The organism is Pseudomonas peradeniyensis (assembly GCF_014268935.2).
Lineage (GTDB): Bacteria > Pseudomonadota > Gammaproteobacteria > Pseudomonadales > Pseudomonadaceae > Aquipseudomonas > Aquipseudomonas peradeniyensis.
Window position 1 is genome coordinate 1 of record NZ_JABWRJ020000005.1, and the last position, 16,301, is coordinate 16,301.

Genomic DNA, 16,301 nt, shown 5'->3' on the forward strand with positions numbered 1-16,301 from the left:
ACGGGCATCCATGCCCGTCACCTCCCTCCGCAAGGCCTGCGTTCGGCCTCCTGAAGTCGCAATTTGTGTCGCCTGGAATATCGCGCGCTTAGAAGCAAAAGCAAAAGCAAAAGCACAACGGCAACGGCAACGGCAACGGTAACGGCCTACAGTAGCGTTTATTTCGCCGCGTAGACGCCTGGCTTGCACGGGAGCCGGATTGGGGGGCGCAAGGCGTGATGGCTACTTGAACTTCGGCCCCGAGCGGGTGTTCAAGCCTTTGGCCATGCGGTCGTACAGCACCACATTCACCGTCGCCGCCAGGTTCATGCAGCCTTCTGTCGGGATATAGATCGTCTCTTCGCACCAGCCCCGCACGTCTTCGCTCAACGAGCCATCCTCAGGCCCGAAGATGTAGATCGCCCGGTCCGGGTGGGTGTACTCAGGCAATGGCCGTGCGCCTTCCACCAGCTCCACGGCCACCGGGGTGCAGCCCAGCGGAATGATGCGCTGCAGGTCATCGATGCCGATCAGCGGGATGTCGTAGTGCACACGCTTGGTGTCGGTGACGAAGTCGCGGGCGCGCTCATAGCGCTTGCCGGTGTAGAACACCGAGTTGACGCCATAGCAGCCCGCGGCGCGCATCACCGAGCCTACGTTTTCCGCGGATTTGGGGTTGAACAGGCCGATGCAGCTGTACCGTTTGTTCGCCACGTGTCGGGGCCCTTCGCAAAAAAAGAGCGCGATTATACGGGCTTGCCGGCACGCCGGGGGCGTGAATCGACGTTCAGTCCTTCTTCATCAGCGCGGCCAGGTTGGCGAACGGGTTGTGGGTGGCCACGGCGACTTTCGGCGTGCTCAGCGAACCTTCGCTGAAATACTGCTGGTCGGTGTAGCGGGCGTGCTCGTTGTCGTGGCAGTACAGGCACAGCAGCTCCCAGTTGGAGCCGTCCTGGGGGTTGTTGTCGTGGTTGTGGTCGCGGTGGTGCACGGTCAGTTCCGACAGGCGCTTGCCGGAGAACTCGCGGGTGCAACGGCCGCAGACGTGGGGGTACATCTTCAGCGCCTTGTCGCGGTAGCCCATTTCCTTGTCGCGCTTGGCGTCGGCGAGGATGCGGTCGAGGCGGGCGGTGGCGTCGGAGGTGGAACTCATGGTGTTACCTTTTTTCTGATCAGGGCAATGACGGTTATGCCTTTGAGTCTAGCGCGCCTGTGGGGCGGGCGGACAGGCAAAATCGCGCCATTGGGCGTAGCCTGTAGGGAGGTTTCTGACAGGAGGCTGCCGATGTTGCATGCGATCCTCGCCGCGCTGTTGCTTGGCGCTGTATCCACGGCCGACGCCGCGGGCCAGCAGCGGCCGCTCACGACGGTTCCCGGCGCGCCCGGTACCGCGACGCCGACACCTTACCCGCAGATCACCCCGAGCACGCCGCCCAAGGCCGGCGCCAACCGGCCAGGCGCGCCGCTGTTGCCGCCGATGCCGCTGCCGGGGCCACCCAAGGACCAGCCGTTGCCCGGGCTGAGCCAGGACCCGCCGAAAGCGCCTGACAAGGGCCGCTAGACTTGCTGCGCCAGGCGCTGGCCATCCTGCATGCGCAGGCGTCTTGACAACGCCACGGCGAGGGCGCGGATGATCCGGGCGGCGATGCGCGGCGCTTCGTTGAGCATCTTTTCCAGCGCGTCCTTGCCCAGGGTCAGCAGTTGGCAGTCGCTGGCGGCCACGCAGGTGGCCGAGCGGCGTTCGCCGTCGAGCACGGCCATCTCGCCGAAGGCCCGGCCCTTGCGCAGGGTGGCGATCTCCACCTGGGCGCCGTTGCCGTCGGTCTTGCGCACCGAGACCACGCCACGATGGAGGATGCACATGAAGGTGCCGGCGTCGCCTTCGCTGAACAGGGTCTGGCCCTGGGCGACTGCGGTGAGGCTGAAGTAGCCGGCGGCGGCGAGGAAGTCACCGGGCTGCAGGGTGTCGAACAGGCCGCAGTCCATGAGCATGTCGCGGATCTCGGCGTTCAGGTGCTGGGTGTCGGGCATGTGTTGTTGTTCTCACCGGGTGCTGTCCTGGGATTGTCGGGGGCCGCTGCGCAGCCCTTTCGCGACACGAGGCCGTTCCCACACGGATAGCGCGGAGCCTGTGGGAGCGGCCTTGTGTCGCGAAACGAGGGCAAAGCCCTCGCCGTTGCGAACCCTATGACAACGAAAATCGCGTTTTACGCCACGCCCAGCTCATTGAAGACGAACGCATACTCCAGCGCCACGTCGCGCAGCCCCTGGTAGCGCCCGCTCATGCCGCCGTGGCCCGCGCCCATCTCGGTCTTGAGCAGCAGCAGGTTGTCGTCGGTCTTGCGCGTGCGCAGGCGCGCCACCCACTTGGCCGCCTCCCAGTACTGCACGCGGCTGTCGTTGTAGCCGGCGACCACCAGCAGCGCCGGGTAGGCCTGCGCCTTGACGTTCTCGTAGGGGGCGTAGGCCTTGATCCGTTCGTACACCTCGGGCTCCTCGGGGTTGCCCCATTCGTCGTACTCGGTGACGGTCAGTGGCAGCTCGGGGTCGAGCATGGTGTTGAGCACGTCGACGAACGGCACTTCGGCGATGGCGCAACGGAACAGCTCGGGGCGCAGGTTGAGCACCGCGCCCATCAGCAGGCCTCCGGCACTGCCACCGCTGATCGCCAGGCGTTCGCGGGTGGTCACGCCTTCGGCGACCAGGTGTTCGGCGCAGGCGATGAAGTCGTCGAAGCTGTTGTGCTTGTGCTCCTGCTTGCCGGCCCGGTACCAGGCCTCGCCCAGCTCGCCGCCGCCGCGCACATGGGCGATGGCAAAGGCCACGCCGCGCTCCAGCAGGCTCAGGCGGGCGTGGGAGAACCACGGGTCGAGGCTCTCGCCGTAGGCGCCGTAGCCGTAGAGGTAGAGCGGCACGCTCTTGCCCTCGTCGACGCGGCGGCGCACCAGGCTGATCGGCACCCGCGTGCCATCCTTGGCCACCGCCCACAGGCGCTGGCTGACGTAGTCGTCGGCGTCGAAGGCGCCGAGCACCGGGGTCTGCTTGAGCACCTGCTGGTCACCCGTGGCCAGCTCCAGCTGGCGCACCTGGGCCGGGCGGTTGAGGGCTTCGTAGCGCAGGCGGATGCGCGTGCTGGCGAATTCCAGGCTGTCCTGCACGTAGAGGCTGTAGGCGGCGTCCGGCAGCTCGACGCGGTAGGCCGGCAGGCCCTGCGGGTGCACTTCGATGATCGGCAGGCCGCCTTCGCGCAGGCTCAGGGACAGCGCCGTGGCGTTGAGGCTGAGCCCTTCGAGCATGACGTCGTCGCGGTGCGGTACCAGTACCTGCCACTGATCGCGGGTCGGCACACTGTCGGCCGGCGCGTGGAACAGCGCGAAGTTGATGCCGTCCTGGTTGCTGCGCACGAACCAGCGCCACTGACCGTCGAGCTGGCCGTGGTCGGGGAAGTATTCGTGGCCTTCGACCCGCGGCGCCAGGCAGGTGAAGTCAGCCTGTGGCGTGGCGGCATCGAGCACCCAGGCCTCGCTGGTGGTCTTGCTGTTGAGCAGCAGTACCAGCTGGCGCTCGGAACTGGCGCGGTAGCAGTGCAGGAAGAAGCGCCCGTCGGGCTCCTCGAACACCGTGGCGGCGTTGGTCTCGCCCAGGGTGTGACGGCGAAGGCGCCAGGGGCGGTGGGTGTCGTCCAGTTCGGCGAAGAACAGTGTCCGGCTGTCGTTGGCCCAGGTCATGCTGCCATCGCAGTCATCGAAGGGCAGGGTGATCAGCGCGCCGCTGGCCAGGTCCTTGACGTACAGGGTGTAGATCTCGTCGCCGCTGGTGTCCAGGCTGTAGGCCAGCAGGCCGTGATCGGGGCTGACGCTGAAGGCGCCGAGGGAAAGAAAGCCGCCATTGGCCAGGGCGTTGGGATCGAGCAGCAGCTCCTCGCGGCTTTCATCGACGGTGTTGCTGTCGTCGGCCGGGCGCGGGCAGCGGTAATGGCGCGGGTATTCGTCGCCTGCGGTGGTGCGGGTGTAGTAGAGGTACGGGCCCCAGGGCGAGGGCAGCGACAGGTCGGTCTCGAGGATGCGGCCCTTGATCTCTTCGAACAGCTGTTCACGCAGCGGCGCCTGGTCGGCGAGGACGGCTTGCTGGTAGGCGTTTTCCGCTTCCAGGTAGGCCAGGACCTCGGGGGTGTCGCGCTGCTGCAGCCAGGCATAGGGGTCTTGGCCTTCGGCTTGATGGGCGATCGGGGCGGGAAGGGGTAGGGGCATGGGTGATCTCATAGATTGTGGACCCCATCGCGGGGCAAGCCCGCTCCCACGCTTGATCGAGGTCTGGAGGTGGGAGCGGGCTTGCCCCGCGAAGGGCCGCTGCAGGTCCCTTGCGGGGCGGGGGCAGCCTGCGCCGGGAAAAGTGTTTATCATAGGCATCTCTTTGCCTGGCTTGCACCCACACCATGACCGAACACGACTATACCCTCGCCTGGGGCCTGTACGCCGTTGCCGCCCTGGGCTGCCTGCTGGTGGGCTTCAAGCTGACCGGCTGGATGTGGCGCTGGTTGCGCGAGCCGCTGCGGGTGATCATCGCCGTATTGCTGTTCTCGCCGACCATCGTCGACCCGGTCAAGGAAAGCTTCGCCCCGGCCATCGCCATCACCGCGCTGGACGTCGCCTTCAAGGTCGGCAACAACGCCTGGCGCGCCGCCTCTGACCTGGCCATGTACGGCATGCTCGCCTTTGCCCTGTACATCGTCTTCGTGCTGATCCGCTGGCCGCTGGAAAAGCGTGCCCGCGAGCGCCGCGCCCAGCGTGAGGCCGCCGCCCAGCGCCAGGCCAAGGAAGAACACGAGGTCGTGGCCGAAGCGTCCCTGGCCGCCAACCGTCAAGACCGCTACCGCGACGACCCGCCCCCCGCCCCTGTGCGCCGCTCCGGCCCCGGGCAGGGCCGCGTCGAACCCCGTCTTTAAGCCAGGAGCCGCAACATGTGCGAACTGCTGGGCATGAGCGCCAATGTCCCCACCGACATCGTCTTCAGCTTCACCGGCCTGATGCAGCGCGGCGGGCGCACCGGCCCGCACCGCGATGGCTGGGGCATCGGTTTCTACGAAGGGCGCGGCCTGCGCCTGTTCCAGGACCCGGCGGCGAGCAGCGAGTCGGAAGTGGCCAACCTGGTGCAGCGTTACCCGATCAAGAGCGAAGTGGTCATCGGCCATATCCGCCAGGCCAACGTCGGCAAGGTCTGCCTGTCCAACACCCACCCGTTCGTGCGTGAGCTGTGGGGCCGCAACTGGTGTTTCGCACACAATGGCCAGCTGGGTGATTTCACCGGCCAGCGCACGTTCTACCGGCCTATCGGCGATACCGACAGCGAAGCGGCCTTCTGCGACCTGCTCAACCGCGTGCGCGAAGCCTTCCCCGAACCGGTCGAGGTCGAGCAACTGTTGCCGGTGCTGGTCGAAGCCTGCGCCGGGTACCGTGGCCAAGGCGTGTTCAACTGCCTGCTCAGCGACGGCGACTGGCTGTTCTGCTTCTGCTCGACCAAACTGGTGCACATCACCCGCCGCGCACCGTTCGGCGCGGCGCGTTTGAAGGATGTCGACCTGATCGTCGACTTCCACACGCAAACCACCCCCAACGACGTGGTCACGGTGATCGCCACCGAGCCGCTGACCGAGAATGAGACCTGGAACCGCTACGAGCCGGGCCAATGGGGGCTCTGGCGGCATGGCGAGTGCATTGCCCACGGCCAGAGTTAAGGAAGCTGCATGTTCAGAAGTTACCTGCGTTTGCTGTTGTTCACCTTCGGCCTGCTGGCCGGTCTCCAGGTGCCGGGGCTGGTCAAGGACTACAGCCAGCGCGTCGAGGCGCACCTGCTCGAATCGCGCCAGGCGCTCGACGGCTTCCGCCAGACCGCGCAGCGCTTCTTTAGCGGTGACCTGCAGGCGTTGGTGCGGCATTACCGGGGCAGCGACGATCCGGTGTTCACCAGCGATGCCAACAGCATCGAGAGCCTGCTGATCCGCAACCAGTTGCTCGAGCATGAATGGCAGGCCCTGCAAGGCTCGTGGATGAGTCGCACCTGGCATGTGCTGGTACAGCCGGAGCCGGCACTGCGCGAGGAGACGCTCAAGGGCTACAGCTATCAGATCCTGCTGGTGCCCGAGGCGATTGGCTGGGGTATCGGCAGCGGGTTCGTGCTGGCGTTTGTGGTCGAGAGCCTGTTGCTGGTGATTGGTTGGGTGATTCTTGGCGGGCGGCGCAAGGTGGTGAAGGAAAGCTGGCGCTAGCCTTCAGTGCCCGCTTACTCAAGAGGCCAGTTGTTGGGTGGCACGACCAAGCTTCACTTCACACTCGTGTAATCACACGAATAGGCGTATGAGTGCATCGCTCTCGCTGATCCCGCCATTAATGCCCTATGGATAGGGCTATGGTGACGACTTCCGTCGAGGTCGACTGGCTTCATGGCAACTCAACCTTTGCAAGTGGAGCGGCGTGTGGGGCCGTTCGCGATTCGTGGTCTATCGCTTCTGGCCACTTGACCTCTGGTGCCAGACGCTTGGCGAACTGATACCAGAGGAGAAGGTTGTGATCTTCATTGTGTGGGGCAGGTGAAACAGCATCGAGACCATGTTGCATGTAAGTGCAGATGTAGGCCCAGATGGACTCTTCCCCGTACGTATTACTCAAAGAGAACCGGTCGATGACCTTGTTGGTGCCCGGCTCGACGATGGACAACATGATCCCTGTCTTCACGAGGTGCGAGCCTTGGTGGGTGACAGCCTGTTTTCTCCAGCGTTCGGCGCGTACATCCTTCCAGTCGTAGCTGACGATTTTTATTGGCCATGGAATGAAAGGGTTCCACCAACAGAAAGTAAAGTTGTAAGCGTAGATTTTTTGACGGGCACGGTTGAAACGTATTGGCTCATCACGTGGTGTGGAGCGGACAAGACGATAAAAAGATGCTGCTTGCCAGCTCACAATGGCAAGAACTACCACTTCAATAAGTAGGCGCCCGAGATCGCTATGTCGGATGCTGTCTATTATTGGCTCTATGGATATTGCTATTAATGTGATGCTAGGCGGTAAGCATAGGAATAGTAGTCCTCCAGTGCGGACTGAGTTGCGAGGTGTTTCTAAGTAGATGTCGTCTTGATGGTTTGAGCTTAGCAGTATGGGAGAAGGGTCGACTTTAGTCGGGTTGTTTGGGAGGTTGAAGTCCTCTTTCCAGCCTGGGCACGGAGGAACTAGGGTAGGCCTATATTTCATGGCTTTCTCGTTATGCTTAGTTGTGTTTTTTTTGTAGGGCTGACTAAGTTTTTGACGTTATTCTTGTCGGGTCGGCAACCGATACTCAGACAGAGGCATGTGTCATGGTAACGCCACCTTCACAGGTGGAATGGCCTGCGGGGTAGTTCGAGATTCGTGGTCTATCTTCTCAGGCCACTTAACCTCTGGCGCCAGACGCATGGCGAACTGGCACCAGAGGAGATCGTTGTGATCTCTGTTGAGAGGGGCGGGTGGAACAGCGGAGAGGCCATGTTGCATGTAAGTACATATATAGGCCCAAACTGATTCTTCATCAACCAGGTTGGTTAAAGGGAATCGGTCGATGACTTTGTTTGTGCCCGGCTCCACGATTGACAGCATGATCCCGACCTTTACGACGTGCGAACCCTGATGCGTGACGCCCTGTTTTTTCCAGCGCTCAGCGCGTACATCTTTCCACTCGTAGCTGACTGTTTTTACTGGCCATGGAATGAAAGGGTTCCACCAGCAGTAAGAAAAATTGTAAGCGTAGATTCTTTGTCGGGCGCGGTTAAATCGTATCGGTTCATCACGTGGAGTGAGGCGAAGTAGGCGCAGAAATAGAGTTGTTTGCCAGATTGCAATCAATAGTATGATTAGCCCGATGAGAAAAAATGTGTAATTTCTATCGGTCAGGCTTTCCAGTAGCATGTCTGGGAGTAGTATTAACGCAGGGAAGCTTGTTGGGATGCATATGAATAGCAAGCCTCGCATGTTTAGGGAGTGTCGGGAAGTTTCTAAATAGGAGTCTTCCTGGTGGTTTGCATTTACTAATCCGGGGTTAGGCTTGACCTTGGGAAGGTCGTTTGGGAGATTGAAGTCCTCTTTCCAGCCTGGGCATGGAGGAATTAGGGCGGGTCGTTTCATTTTTATCCCCTTGTATCTAGTTTGTCTTGTTTTTTTACTAGTCTCGCTAGGTTTGTACTGTCGTTCTTGTTGGGCCAATAGCTGACTGTTAACTCAAAGGCGTCGATAGTTTTTGAATTCGCGGTTGATGTGCTTCCTTCTATTCTTAGGGTCTTTCCTTGTTGAGAACTATCATCTGGGTTGCCAGTGTTCTCATATAACTCGGTTTTTTCCTTATCGCTGTCTCCGGAGTACACGGTCGGTACGGTGTTTCTGCCCGGTGAATAAACTACCAGTGTCCATTCGTATTTTGCCTGTCCGTGAACAAAATTAGGAATGGTGATTGTGTAGTTCAGGCGTGTTTCGAGTGGAACCGAGAAGCTGTCCCTCAGCGTGACGAACGGCTCTATCGTTTTCGGAGGGTGTGTTTCTTTGAATGTTATATCTATTGAGGCGTGCGCAGTGATACCCAATAGGGCTGCATTGAGAGCACCTATAGCGTTGTCATTGTCTTCTGCGGCCTGCCATTCACGATGTGACGCCGGCAGTCCCCACCTGGACTGGCGTGCCCAGATCTCCAGTGGGGAAGATTCGTTTTTTTTAGCGATTGTTGCAAGCGTGTAGGCCGTTAGTGAAAGTGCTAGTGCTATTCCTACAGGTCCTAGGAAACCAGATCCGAATATAAGCGTGCTTATTCCTGCTCCTGCTGATAGGAGTGAAATAAACCCAGCTGCGGTATAGAAATACTTCGATGGTTTGTCCTCTTGTGAAGCTGCTCGTTGAGCTGCTAATAAATAATTAGCCCCATCTGCAATACCGGCCACGGCAGCAATGGCACCACCGTACCTCACCAGTTGCGTCCCCTGCATCAATGTCGAACCCGCCGTCACGGCGGCCCGGGCAGGCCGCAATATCTCGATCGCTTTCCCTGTCGCTTCAATACTCAACCCCAAAACCCCAATGGACGACGACCACACCGCTGCCAACGCTTCGGTCTCCGCATTGCCCGGGATCGCGCTCAGCGCGTCATGATTCCTGCGCAGGCTGTCCTGCTGGAACCACAACCCACCCAGGCTCAACATCAAGTCCGCCCGGCCCCAGGCCAGACAAGCCACTGCGCAGGTTGCCCATGGCCTCACGGGCCAGGGCGCGGGTCTGCTCCGCGCTCAGGCTGAGCAGGCGCAGGCTGTGGGTGGCTTGGTATTGCAGGCTGTCTGCCCCTATGCGCACGCTGCGCAACGCCTCGCCAGCGCTGGTACCCGCGCTGGCCTGCAGGTGCTGCAACCGGGCCTGCAGGTCCTCGGCGCTCTCCATGGTCCAGAGCACCAGTTCCACGACCTTGCCGTGCTTGCCGGACACCGCCGCAGTGATGGCGCCGCTGAGCAGCATGGCGTTGACCTTGTGCGCGGCGGGTTTGCGAAAGGCCTGGTCCAGCTGGCCCAGCAGCGCATCGGTGCGCGCCTGCAGGCCTTCGTTGAGCAGCTTCAGGTATTCGCCCGCCCTGAGCGGCACGACGAGCTGCGTCATGTGCTGCCCGGCAAAACGCAGCAGCGCCGCGCTGTGCACGTAGCCGATCATCTGCCGGGCGCCGGCGGACAGGTGTTGGTGGAGGGTGTTGCCGGCATTGGCGGTGGCGCCGAGCAGTTGGCCGATGGCGTCGCGCACCGGCTTGACCATCAGCTGCTGGCCCTCGTAGCTGGTGGTAAGGCCCTTGACCGTGTCGTAGACCTTGCTCAGGTCCTGGCTGGTCAAGGCCTCCAGCAGTTGCCGGAGCAGCCCTTGGTGCTTGGCGACCAGGGCCTGGTACAGCAGGCTGTCGGGGTTTTCCAGTTCCTGTTGCCACAGCCGTTGGCTCGCGCCGAGCGCGGCGCCGTCCTGCGGCTGGGTTTCGCTGGGGCCGCCGTACAGGCAGGAACCCATCATGCTCACGAAGTACTCCACCGAGCGCCAGTCGGTGGCGCTGTAGTCGTTATAGGCGATGCGCTGAAACGCCGGGGCGGCGTAGAGCTCGGCATACAAGGTAGCGAGCTGGTCGATCAGCTGTTGGCGGTTGTGCAGTTCGGTCTCGTAGGCGCTGGCGAAGGCGCTGCGTGCGCCCTCGTCGTAGCGTTCCTCGAAGCGCTCCCGTGCTTCCTGCTGCTTGCGCTCGATCCTACGCGGCAACTGGGCCTCGACATCCACGGCGGGGAGGGGAGCCTTGGCGGCGAGCAGGGGGCTGCTGTTCCAGCGCTCCACCTCGCGTGCTTCTCGCTCGACTTCGGCGGCGGCCTCGCCGGCGGCCAGCGTGGCGTTCAGCTCGCGGATGCCGAGCAGGGCCAGGGAGGTGAAATGCTCGAAGTGCCGTTGCGGCTCGGCGCGCCAGGTCTGCAGGGCCTGGACCCAGGCGAGGCGTTGCGCGTTGCACTCCTGGACCATGCCGACGGGGTCTGGCACCGTCAGCGCGAGCACGCCGTCGGCGAGCTCTTCGCGTTGTATCAGGGCAGCGATGTACGTGCGCGTGGCCGCCAGGCGCTCGAGGCGAGGGTAGAAGCCATGGACGCTGGTGAAGGGGCCGGTGCTTGGCACGGCGTATTCCAGGACCTCGTCGAGTTGCAAGCGGTCTGCGTGCATGGCCCGGCCCACGCTGGCGGGCGCTTCGCGGGCCGCTTTCAGGTCGAGAGCCTGGAAGCGGCTGGTGAGCTCGGGGTCGTTGTTCGCAATGGCATGCTTGTACTGGTCCAGCACGGGCTTGGGCCAGGGATCGTTGGCGAAGGCGATCCAGGCGGTCGAGTACAGCAGGGTGTTGATGTTGATGAACGACGCGATGACATCGTGATGTTCTTGCCGGCAGGCCGTGGACAAGGGTTTGCCGGCTTGCGGGGGTGGCTGGAAGGCCGGGAACTGGCGCAGTGCCCCTTCGGGGGTGACCTGGTAGGCGTGCCAGACCCGTTGGTCGAGCAGCACGTAGACATAGCCCTGGCGCAGGATGCGCAACTGTTCGTTGTGCATGGGGATGCCGGCGACACCGTTGTAGTTGGGCAGGTTGCGCGTGCTCAGGGTCTTGGGGCTGGGGGCGTAGGCGGTCCGCAGCAGGAGGATGGGCAGGCCGATACGCTGGCAGGCGGAGCAGCGGGGCTTGGGGACGGGAATGGCTTGACGTTGTGCGTCCAGGATGGACTGACTGAGGCTGAGGGTCATGGATAGCTCCGTGCCAACGGCTCGAAGCGGTAATTCAGATCGGATTGAGTAGGCATGGAAAGTCCCTGTCCAGTTTTGCCGTGCTCTCCGGAGAAGGAGAAGCCGTTACAGGACAGTGACCTTAGGAGCGATACAGGAGGAAGTCTCGATCATGACTTCCTAAATGGTCGTGGGAAAATTCTCTGTTTTTAGCTTTATGGATTCGAGGGTCATGAGTTAGCCCGCGACGGGCCTTTCAGACCAGCACGATCCGCTGTCCGCCCACATCCCGCGCATAGCGCTCCAGCACCTGCCGGCACACGCCCACCACCTCATCCACCAGCGCCACACCGGTCTGCCAGGCCACCACCAGCTCCAGGCTCGGCGGTGGCTGCAAGCCTTCCAGCAACACCAGCTCGCCGCGGCTCAGTTCGCCATCCACCAGCGCCGGCGGCAGTGCGCCGATGCCGAATCCGTCGCGCAGCAGGCGAGTGATGGCCGCCACCGAGTTCACGCAGTTCAGGCGCGGCGCCTCGGCCCCGGCGGCCTGCAGCAGGCCGAGCACCTCCTGGTGCGGCCGCGAGTTCTTCGAGAAGGTGACAATGCGTTCGCGGGCCAGCTCCGCCAGCGAGGCGTAGGTGCGGTGGTGCGGGGAGTCGGCGGCGACGATCCAGCCCATCGGGTAGCGCGCCAGGTCGTGGCTGCGGATCGACTGCTCGCGCAGCAGGTCGGTCTGCAGGATCACGTCGAGAAAGCCCTTCTGCAACTGCTCGCGCAGGTTCAGCGCGGTATCGGCCACCAGCTCGATCTCCACCTGCGGGTAGCGCTCGCCCAGCTCCGCCACCAGGGCGCTCATCCAGGTGTGGATGACCGTGTCCATCACCCCCAGGCGGATGCGCCCGGTCTTCGCCCGGTCGCTGTCCAGCGACTGCTTCATGGCCTTGGCGGTGTCGAGCATGCGTTCGGCGTACTCCAGCACCTTGGCGCCTTCCGGCGTCAGGCTGACCCCGCGGGAGTCGCGCAGCAGCAGTTTCACGCCCAGGTCGGCCTCCAGCGCGGCGATGCGGCTGGACACCGAGGCCTGGGTGGTGAACAGCTTCTCGGCGGTGAGGCGGAAGCTCCTGAGCCGGGCGACCCAGACGAAGGTTTCGAGGAAACGAAGGTTCATGATCAGTTTTTCTTGTTCCAGACCGGCGGTTTTTCTCGTTGGACGCAGGCGGCGCGGCCTCTGAACATGAAGCCCAGGCCGCGACGCCCGACGTCGCCCATAGAACAATACCAACAAGCCGAGGCAACCATGAACCCGACCGGCGTGCAGCAGCAGGCCCCCGCCCGAACCTCGAGCGGCCCCTTCGCCTGGTACCGCGACATCGACTCCCAGCAACGACGCACCTTCTGGAGCTGCAAGATCGGCTACGGCCTGGACGGCATGGACACCCAGATGCTGAGTTTCGTCATCCCCACCCTGATCATGGTGTGGGGCATCAGCACCGCCGAGGCCGGGTTGATCCACACCAGCACCTTGATCGCCTCGGCCCTGGGCGGCTGGATCGCCGGCATTCTGTCCGACCGCATCGGGCGGGTGCGCACCCTGCAGCTGACGGTGCTGTGGTTCGCCTTTTTCACCTTCCTCTGCGGCTTCGCCCAGAGCTACGAGCAACTGCTGATCGCCCGTACCCTGATGGGCTTCGGCTTCGGCGGTGAATGGACCGCCGGCGCGGTGCTGATCGGCGAGGTGATCCGTGCCCAGGACCGTGGCAAGGCGGTGGGCATGGTGCAGTCGGGCTGGGCCATCGGCTGGGGCCTGACGGCGATCCTCTATGCCCTGCTGTTCTCCTGGCTGCCGGCCGAGCAGGCCTGGCGCGCGCTGTTCCTGCTGGGCCTGCTGCCAGCGATCTTCGTGATCTTCGTCCGGCGCCTGGTCAAGGACCCGGAGATCTACCGTCAGGCCAAGGCCGTCGAGCAGGCCGAGGCGCCTGCGCAGTTCTACGAGATCTTCGCCCCCGGCATGCTCTGGACCACGATCCGCGCCTCGCTGCTGACCACCGGCGCCCTGGGCGGCTACTACGCCATCACCTCGTGGCTGCCGACCTTCCTCAAGAACGAGCGCGGCCTGAGCGTGCTGGGTACCGGCGGCTACCTGGCGATGGTCATTGTCGGCTCCTACATCGGCTACGTGGTCAGCGCCTACCTGTGCGACCTGCTGGGGCGCAGGAAGAACTTCATCCTGTTCGCCGTGGGCTCGTTCGTCATCGTCCTGCTCTACACGCAGATGCCGGTCAGCGACGGGGTGATGCTGTGGCTGGGCTTCCCCCTGGGCTTCTTTGCTTCGGGCATCTTCAGCGGCATGGGCTCGTTCCTCACCGAACTGTTCCCGACCCGGATCCGCGGATCGGGGCAGGGCTTCTGCTACAACATCGGCAAGGTGGTCGCGGCCATGTTCCCGTTGCTGATCGGCCTGCTCGGCGAGAAAGTGCCGTTGGGCCTGGGGATTGGCGCCTTCGCCGCAGTGTCCTACGGTGTGGTGATCCTGGCGGCCCTGAGCCTGCCGGAAACCCGCGGCAAAGCGCTCCAGGCGCGCTAAGGTAGGCATCATGAACATTGATACGGAGGTCCGCCAGGTGAAACGCCTGCTACTCAATTGCGACATGGGCGAGAGCTTCGGCAACTGGCGCATGGGCCAGGACGCCAAGGTCATGCCGTTCATCGACTGCGCCAACATCGCCTGCGGCTACCACGCCGGCGACCCGGGCACCATGCGCCGCACCGTGGCCCTGGCCCTGGAGCACCGGGTGGCCATCGGCGCGCACCCGGCCTACCCGGATTTGATGGGCTTCGGCCGCCGTTCCCTGGCCTGCAGCAGCGACGAGATCCGCGACCTGCTGCATTACCAGATCGGCGCCCTGGACGGCATCTGCCGGGTGCTCGGCGGCCGGGTGGCCTACGTCAAGCCCCACGGCGCGCTGTACAACGACATGATGGCCAACCCGGACATCCTGCGCACCGTGCTCGAAGCAGTGGCGGCGTTCGACAGCGGCCTGCCGCTGATGCTCATGGCCACCGCCGACGACAGCGCCGCCCAGGCCCTGGGCGACGAAGTCGGCGTGCCGCTGTGGTTCGAGGCCTTCGCCGACCGTGGCTACACCGCCAGCGGGCACCTGATGTCGCGGCGCCTGCCGAACGCGGTGCACCATGATCCGGCGCTGGTGGTCGAGCAGGCCTTGCGCCTGGCCAAGGGCGAAGCCCTGGTGGCTGACGACGGCAGCGACGTGCGCTTGAACGCCAGCACCCTGTGCGTGCACGGCGACAACGACGGCTCGGTGGCCGCCGTGCGCCAGATCCGCCAGGCCCTGGATGCACTGGAGCAAGCATGACGCCACGTATCGAGGTGGTGGCCATCGACAGCCTGATGGTGCGGCTGTTCGATGCCATCGATGAAGGCAACATGCCGTGGATCCTCGCCGCCAGCCAGCGCTTGCGGGATGCTTTTGGCCAACAGCTGATCGACCTGGTGCCGTCCTATACCACGCTGATGGTGCAGTTCGACCTGGCGCCGGGCGAGGCGCGCCAGCGTATCCTGCAGGCGCTGGAGGGCCTGCGGCCGGATGCCGGCCAGGCCGGGCGCCGGCACGAGATCCCGGTGTGGTACCACGCCAGCGTCGGCCCCGAGCTGCCGGTGCTGGCCACGCGCGCAGGGATGAGCGAGGTCGAGGTAATCCGCCTGCATTGTGCTCGCGACTACCCGGTGTTCGCCCTGGGTTTCGCGCCGGGCTTCGGCTTCATGGGCCTGGTCGACGAACGCCTGGCCACGCCGCGCCTGAGCACTCCGCGCAAGCGCGTGGCGGCGGGCAGCGTCGGCATCGCCGAGCGCCAGACCGCCGCCTATCCGGCTGTGTCGCCGGGCGGCTGGAACCTGATCGGTCGCACGCCGGTGCGCCTGTTCGACCGCGAGCGCGAGGGCTACAGCCTGCTGCAGCCTGGCGATCGGGTGCGTTTCGTGGCCGTCGAACGGGCCGAATTCATCAAGCTGGGCGGTGACGACAGCCCGCTGGAGGCCCAGGCATGAGCCAGTTGAGAGTCGAGGCCAGCACCGCGCTGTGCTTGTTGCAGGATGCCGGACGTTTTGGTGTGCGGCACCTGGGCGTGACCCAGGGCGGCGCGCTGGACTGGGTGGCGATGCGCTGGGCCAACTGGCTGCTGGACAATGCCCTGGACAGCGCCGTGGTGGAAATCGCCCTCGGCGGCTTCAGCGTGGTCGCCGAGCAGGACTGCGTGCTGGCGCTGGCCGGGGCTGACTTGGATGCGCAGGTCGACGGGCAGGCCGTGGCGCCCTGGACCAGTTTCAACCTGGGCAAGGGCCAGCGCCTGACGCTGCGTCAGCCTCGCCAGGGGGTACGTGCTTACCTGGCGGTGCCGGGCGGGTTCGTGGGCGAGTCGGTGCTGGGGAGTTGTTCCACCGTGGTACGGGAAGAACTAGGTGGAGTAGACGGCCAGGGCCGGGCATTGGTTAAAGGGGAGGTACTGCATGCTGTCGGGGCCATCGCGGGGCAAATCGGGGCGCCGAACCGCCGCTCCCACGTGCCCGAAGCGCTGCGGCCGGTGTATGCCGAGAAACCGGTATTGGACCTGGTGATGGGCGCGCAGATCGGTGACTTCGGCGGCACCAGCCTGTTCGAGGCGTTCAACCGTGACTGGACGCTGGACAGCCGGGCCGATCGCATGGGTATTCGCCTGCTCGGGCCGCAACTGGTCTACCAGGGCGCGCCGATGATCTCCGAGGGGATCCCGCTCGGCGCCGTGCAGGTACCGCCGGATGGGCAGCCGATCGTGCTGCTCAATGACCGGCAGACCATCGGTGGGTATCCAAGGCTGGGGGCATTGACGCCGTTGGCGCTGGCGCAGCTGGCGCAGTGCATGCCGGGGGCAGTGGTGCGGTTTCGGGCGATGGTGCAGGATGAAGCGTGGCGGGAGCAGCAGGCTTATCTGAGCCGTTGGGGATGAAGCTATCAGCCCTATCGCGGGGCAAGCCCGCTCCCA

Annotated in this window: 17 protein-coding genes; 8 read left to right on the forward strand and 9 right to left on the reverse strand. The window is 63.9% G+C overall.

Annotated elements, in window-relative coordinates; genetic code table 11:
* Positions 1-222: 222 nt before the first annotated feature.
* Positions 223-693, reverse strand: a complete 471-nt coding sequence (locus HU751_RS24245) for an RNA methyltransferase (protein WP_028693028.1) — start codon at positions 691-693, stop codon at positions 223-225.
* A gap of 73 nt (positions 694-766) precedes the next feature.
* Positions 767-1,132 carry a YajD family HNH nuclease gene (locus HU751_RS24250; RefSeq protein ID WP_050704320.1) on the reverse strand — a complete coding sequence of 122 codons (366 nt, stop codon included), beginning with the start codon at positions 1,130-1,132 and terminating at the stop codon, positions 767-769.
* Positions 1,133-1,264: 132 nt separating this feature from the next.
* On the opposite strand from HU751_RS24250, the gene HU751_RS24255 reads away from it, so the two are divergent.
* The gene (locus tag HU751_RS24255; RefSeq protein ID WP_186735925.1) at positions 1,265-1,540 is read left to right on the forward strand and encodes a hypothetical protein; all 276 of its coding nucleotides are present in this window, start codon (positions 1,265-1,267) and stop codon (positions 1,538-1,540) included.
* Here HU751_RS24255 and HU751_RS24260 read toward each other — a convergent pair.
* Both HU751_RS24260 and HU751_RS24265 read right to left on the reverse strand, forming a co-directional pair.
* Positions 1,537-2,010 (reverse strand): cyclic nucleotide-binding domain-containing protein, encoded by a 474-nt coding sequence (locus tag HU751_RS24260; RefSeq protein ID WP_186735927.1) that lies wholly within the window; start codon positions 2,008-2,010, stop codon positions 1,537-1,539. The two genes, HU751_RS24255 and HU751_RS24260, sit on opposite strands and share 4 nt — an antisense overlap.
* Positions 2,011-2,186: 176 nt before the next feature.
* Positions 2,187-4,229: a S9 family peptidase gene (locus tag HU751_RS24265; RefSeq protein WP_186735929.1), complete on the reverse strand. Its 2,043-nt coding sequence runs from the start codon at positions 4,227-4,229 to the stop codon at positions 2,187-2,189.
* Positions 4,230-4,414: 185 nt separating this feature from the next.
* On the opposite strand from HU751_RS24265, the gene HU751_RS24270 reads away from it, so the two are divergent.
* Genes HU751_RS24270 through HU751_RS24280 form a run of 3 tightly spaced genes read left to right on the forward strand, consistent with a single transcriptional unit; the run spans position 4,415 to position 6,244 of the window.
* Entirely contained in the window at positions 4,415-4,924 is a 510-nt protein-coding gene (locus HU751_RS24270; RefSeq protein ID WP_186735931.1) for an MFS transporter, read from the forward strand.
* 15 nt (positions 4,925-4,939) lie between these two features.
* Positions 4,940-5,713 carry a class II glutamine amidotransferase gene (locus HU751_RS24275; protein WP_110739193.1) on the forward strand — a complete coding sequence of 258 codons (774 nt, stop codon included), beginning with the start codon at positions 4,940-4,942 and terminating at the stop codon, positions 5,711-5,713.
* A gap of 9 nt (positions 5,714-5,722) precedes the next feature.
* Complete coding sequence (locus HU751_RS24280; protein WP_186735933.1) at positions 5,723-6,244, forward strand: DUF2937 family protein; 522 nt, start codon at positions 5,723-5,725, stop codon at positions 6,242-6,244.
* Positions 6,245-6,416: 172 nt separating this feature from the next.
* Here the strand turns inward: HU751_RS24280 and HU751_RS24285 are convergent, their stop codons facing one another.
* The 5 genes from HU751_RS24285 to HU751_RS24305 form a co-directional block, all read right to left on the reverse strand.
* On the reverse strand, positions 6,417-6,935 hold the full coding sequence (locus tag HU751_RS24285; protein ID WP_217862551.1) for a DUF6708 domain-containing protein: 519 nt from the start codon (positions 6,933-6,935) through the stop codon (positions 6,417-6,419).
* Positions 6,936-7,325: 390 nt separating this feature from the next.
* Positions 7,326-8,129, reverse strand: coding sequence for a DUF6708 domain-containing protein (locus HU751_RS26960; protein WP_225933405.1), 804 nt, complete (start codon positions 8,127-8,129; stop codon positions 7,326-7,328).
* A gap of 2 nt (positions 8,130-8,131) precedes the next feature.
* Positions 8,132-9,190: a hypothetical protein gene (locus HU751_RS24295; protein WP_186735937.1), complete on the reverse strand. Its 1,059-nt coding sequence runs from the start codon at positions 9,188-9,190 to the stop codon at positions 8,132-8,134.
* The gene (locus HU751_RS24300; protein WP_217862552.1) at positions 9,135-11,285 is read right to left on the reverse strand and encodes a T6SS effector BTH_I2691 family protein; all 2,151 of its coding nucleotides are present in this window, start codon (positions 11,283-11,285) and stop codon (positions 9,135-9,137) included. Before HU751_RS24300 ends, HU751_RS24295 begins: the two co-directional genes overlap by 56 nt.
* Positions 11,286-11,520: 235 nt before the next feature.
* Positions 11,521-12,432 carry a LysR family transcriptional regulator gene (locus HU751_RS24305; protein ID WP_186733054.1) on the reverse strand — a complete coding sequence of 304 codons (912 nt, stop codon included), beginning with the start codon at positions 12,430-12,432 and terminating at the stop codon, positions 11,521-11,523.
* A gap of 129 nt (positions 12,433-12,561) precedes the next feature.
* On the opposite strand from HU751_RS24305, the gene HU751_RS24310 reads away from it, so the two are divergent.
* From HU751_RS24310 to HU751_RS24325, 4 genes are read left to right on the forward strand one after another with little or no spacing between them, the layout of a single operon-like run.
* Positions 12,562-13,848, forward strand: coding sequence for an MFS transporter (locus HU751_RS24310; protein WP_050706835.1), 1,287 nt, complete (start codon positions 12,562-12,564; stop codon positions 13,846-13,848).
* A gap of 10 nt (positions 13,849-13,858) precedes the next feature.
* Positions 13,859-14,638, forward strand: a complete 780-nt coding sequence (locus HU751_RS24315; RefSeq protein ID WP_186733053.1) for a 5-oxoprolinase subunit PxpA — start codon at positions 13,859-13,861, stop codon at positions 14,636-14,638.
* Positions 14,635-15,330, forward strand: coding sequence for a 5-oxoprolinase subunit PxpB (gene pxpB, locus HU751_RS24320; RefSeq protein ID WP_186733052.1), 696 nt, complete (start codon positions 14,635-14,637; stop codon positions 15,328-15,330). The genes HU751_RS24315 and pxpB overlap by 4 nt, the downstream gene beginning before the upstream one ends.
* Positions 15,327-16,265 carry a 5-oxoprolinase subunit C family protein gene (locus tag HU751_RS24325; protein ID WP_186733051.1) on the forward strand — a complete coding sequence of 313 codons (939 nt, stop codon included), beginning with the start codon at positions 15,327-15,329 and terminating at the stop codon, positions 16,263-16,265. The genes pxpB and HU751_RS24325 overlap by 4 nt, the downstream gene beginning before the upstream one ends.
* The last annotated feature ends 36 nt before the right edge of the window (positions 16,266-16,301 follow it).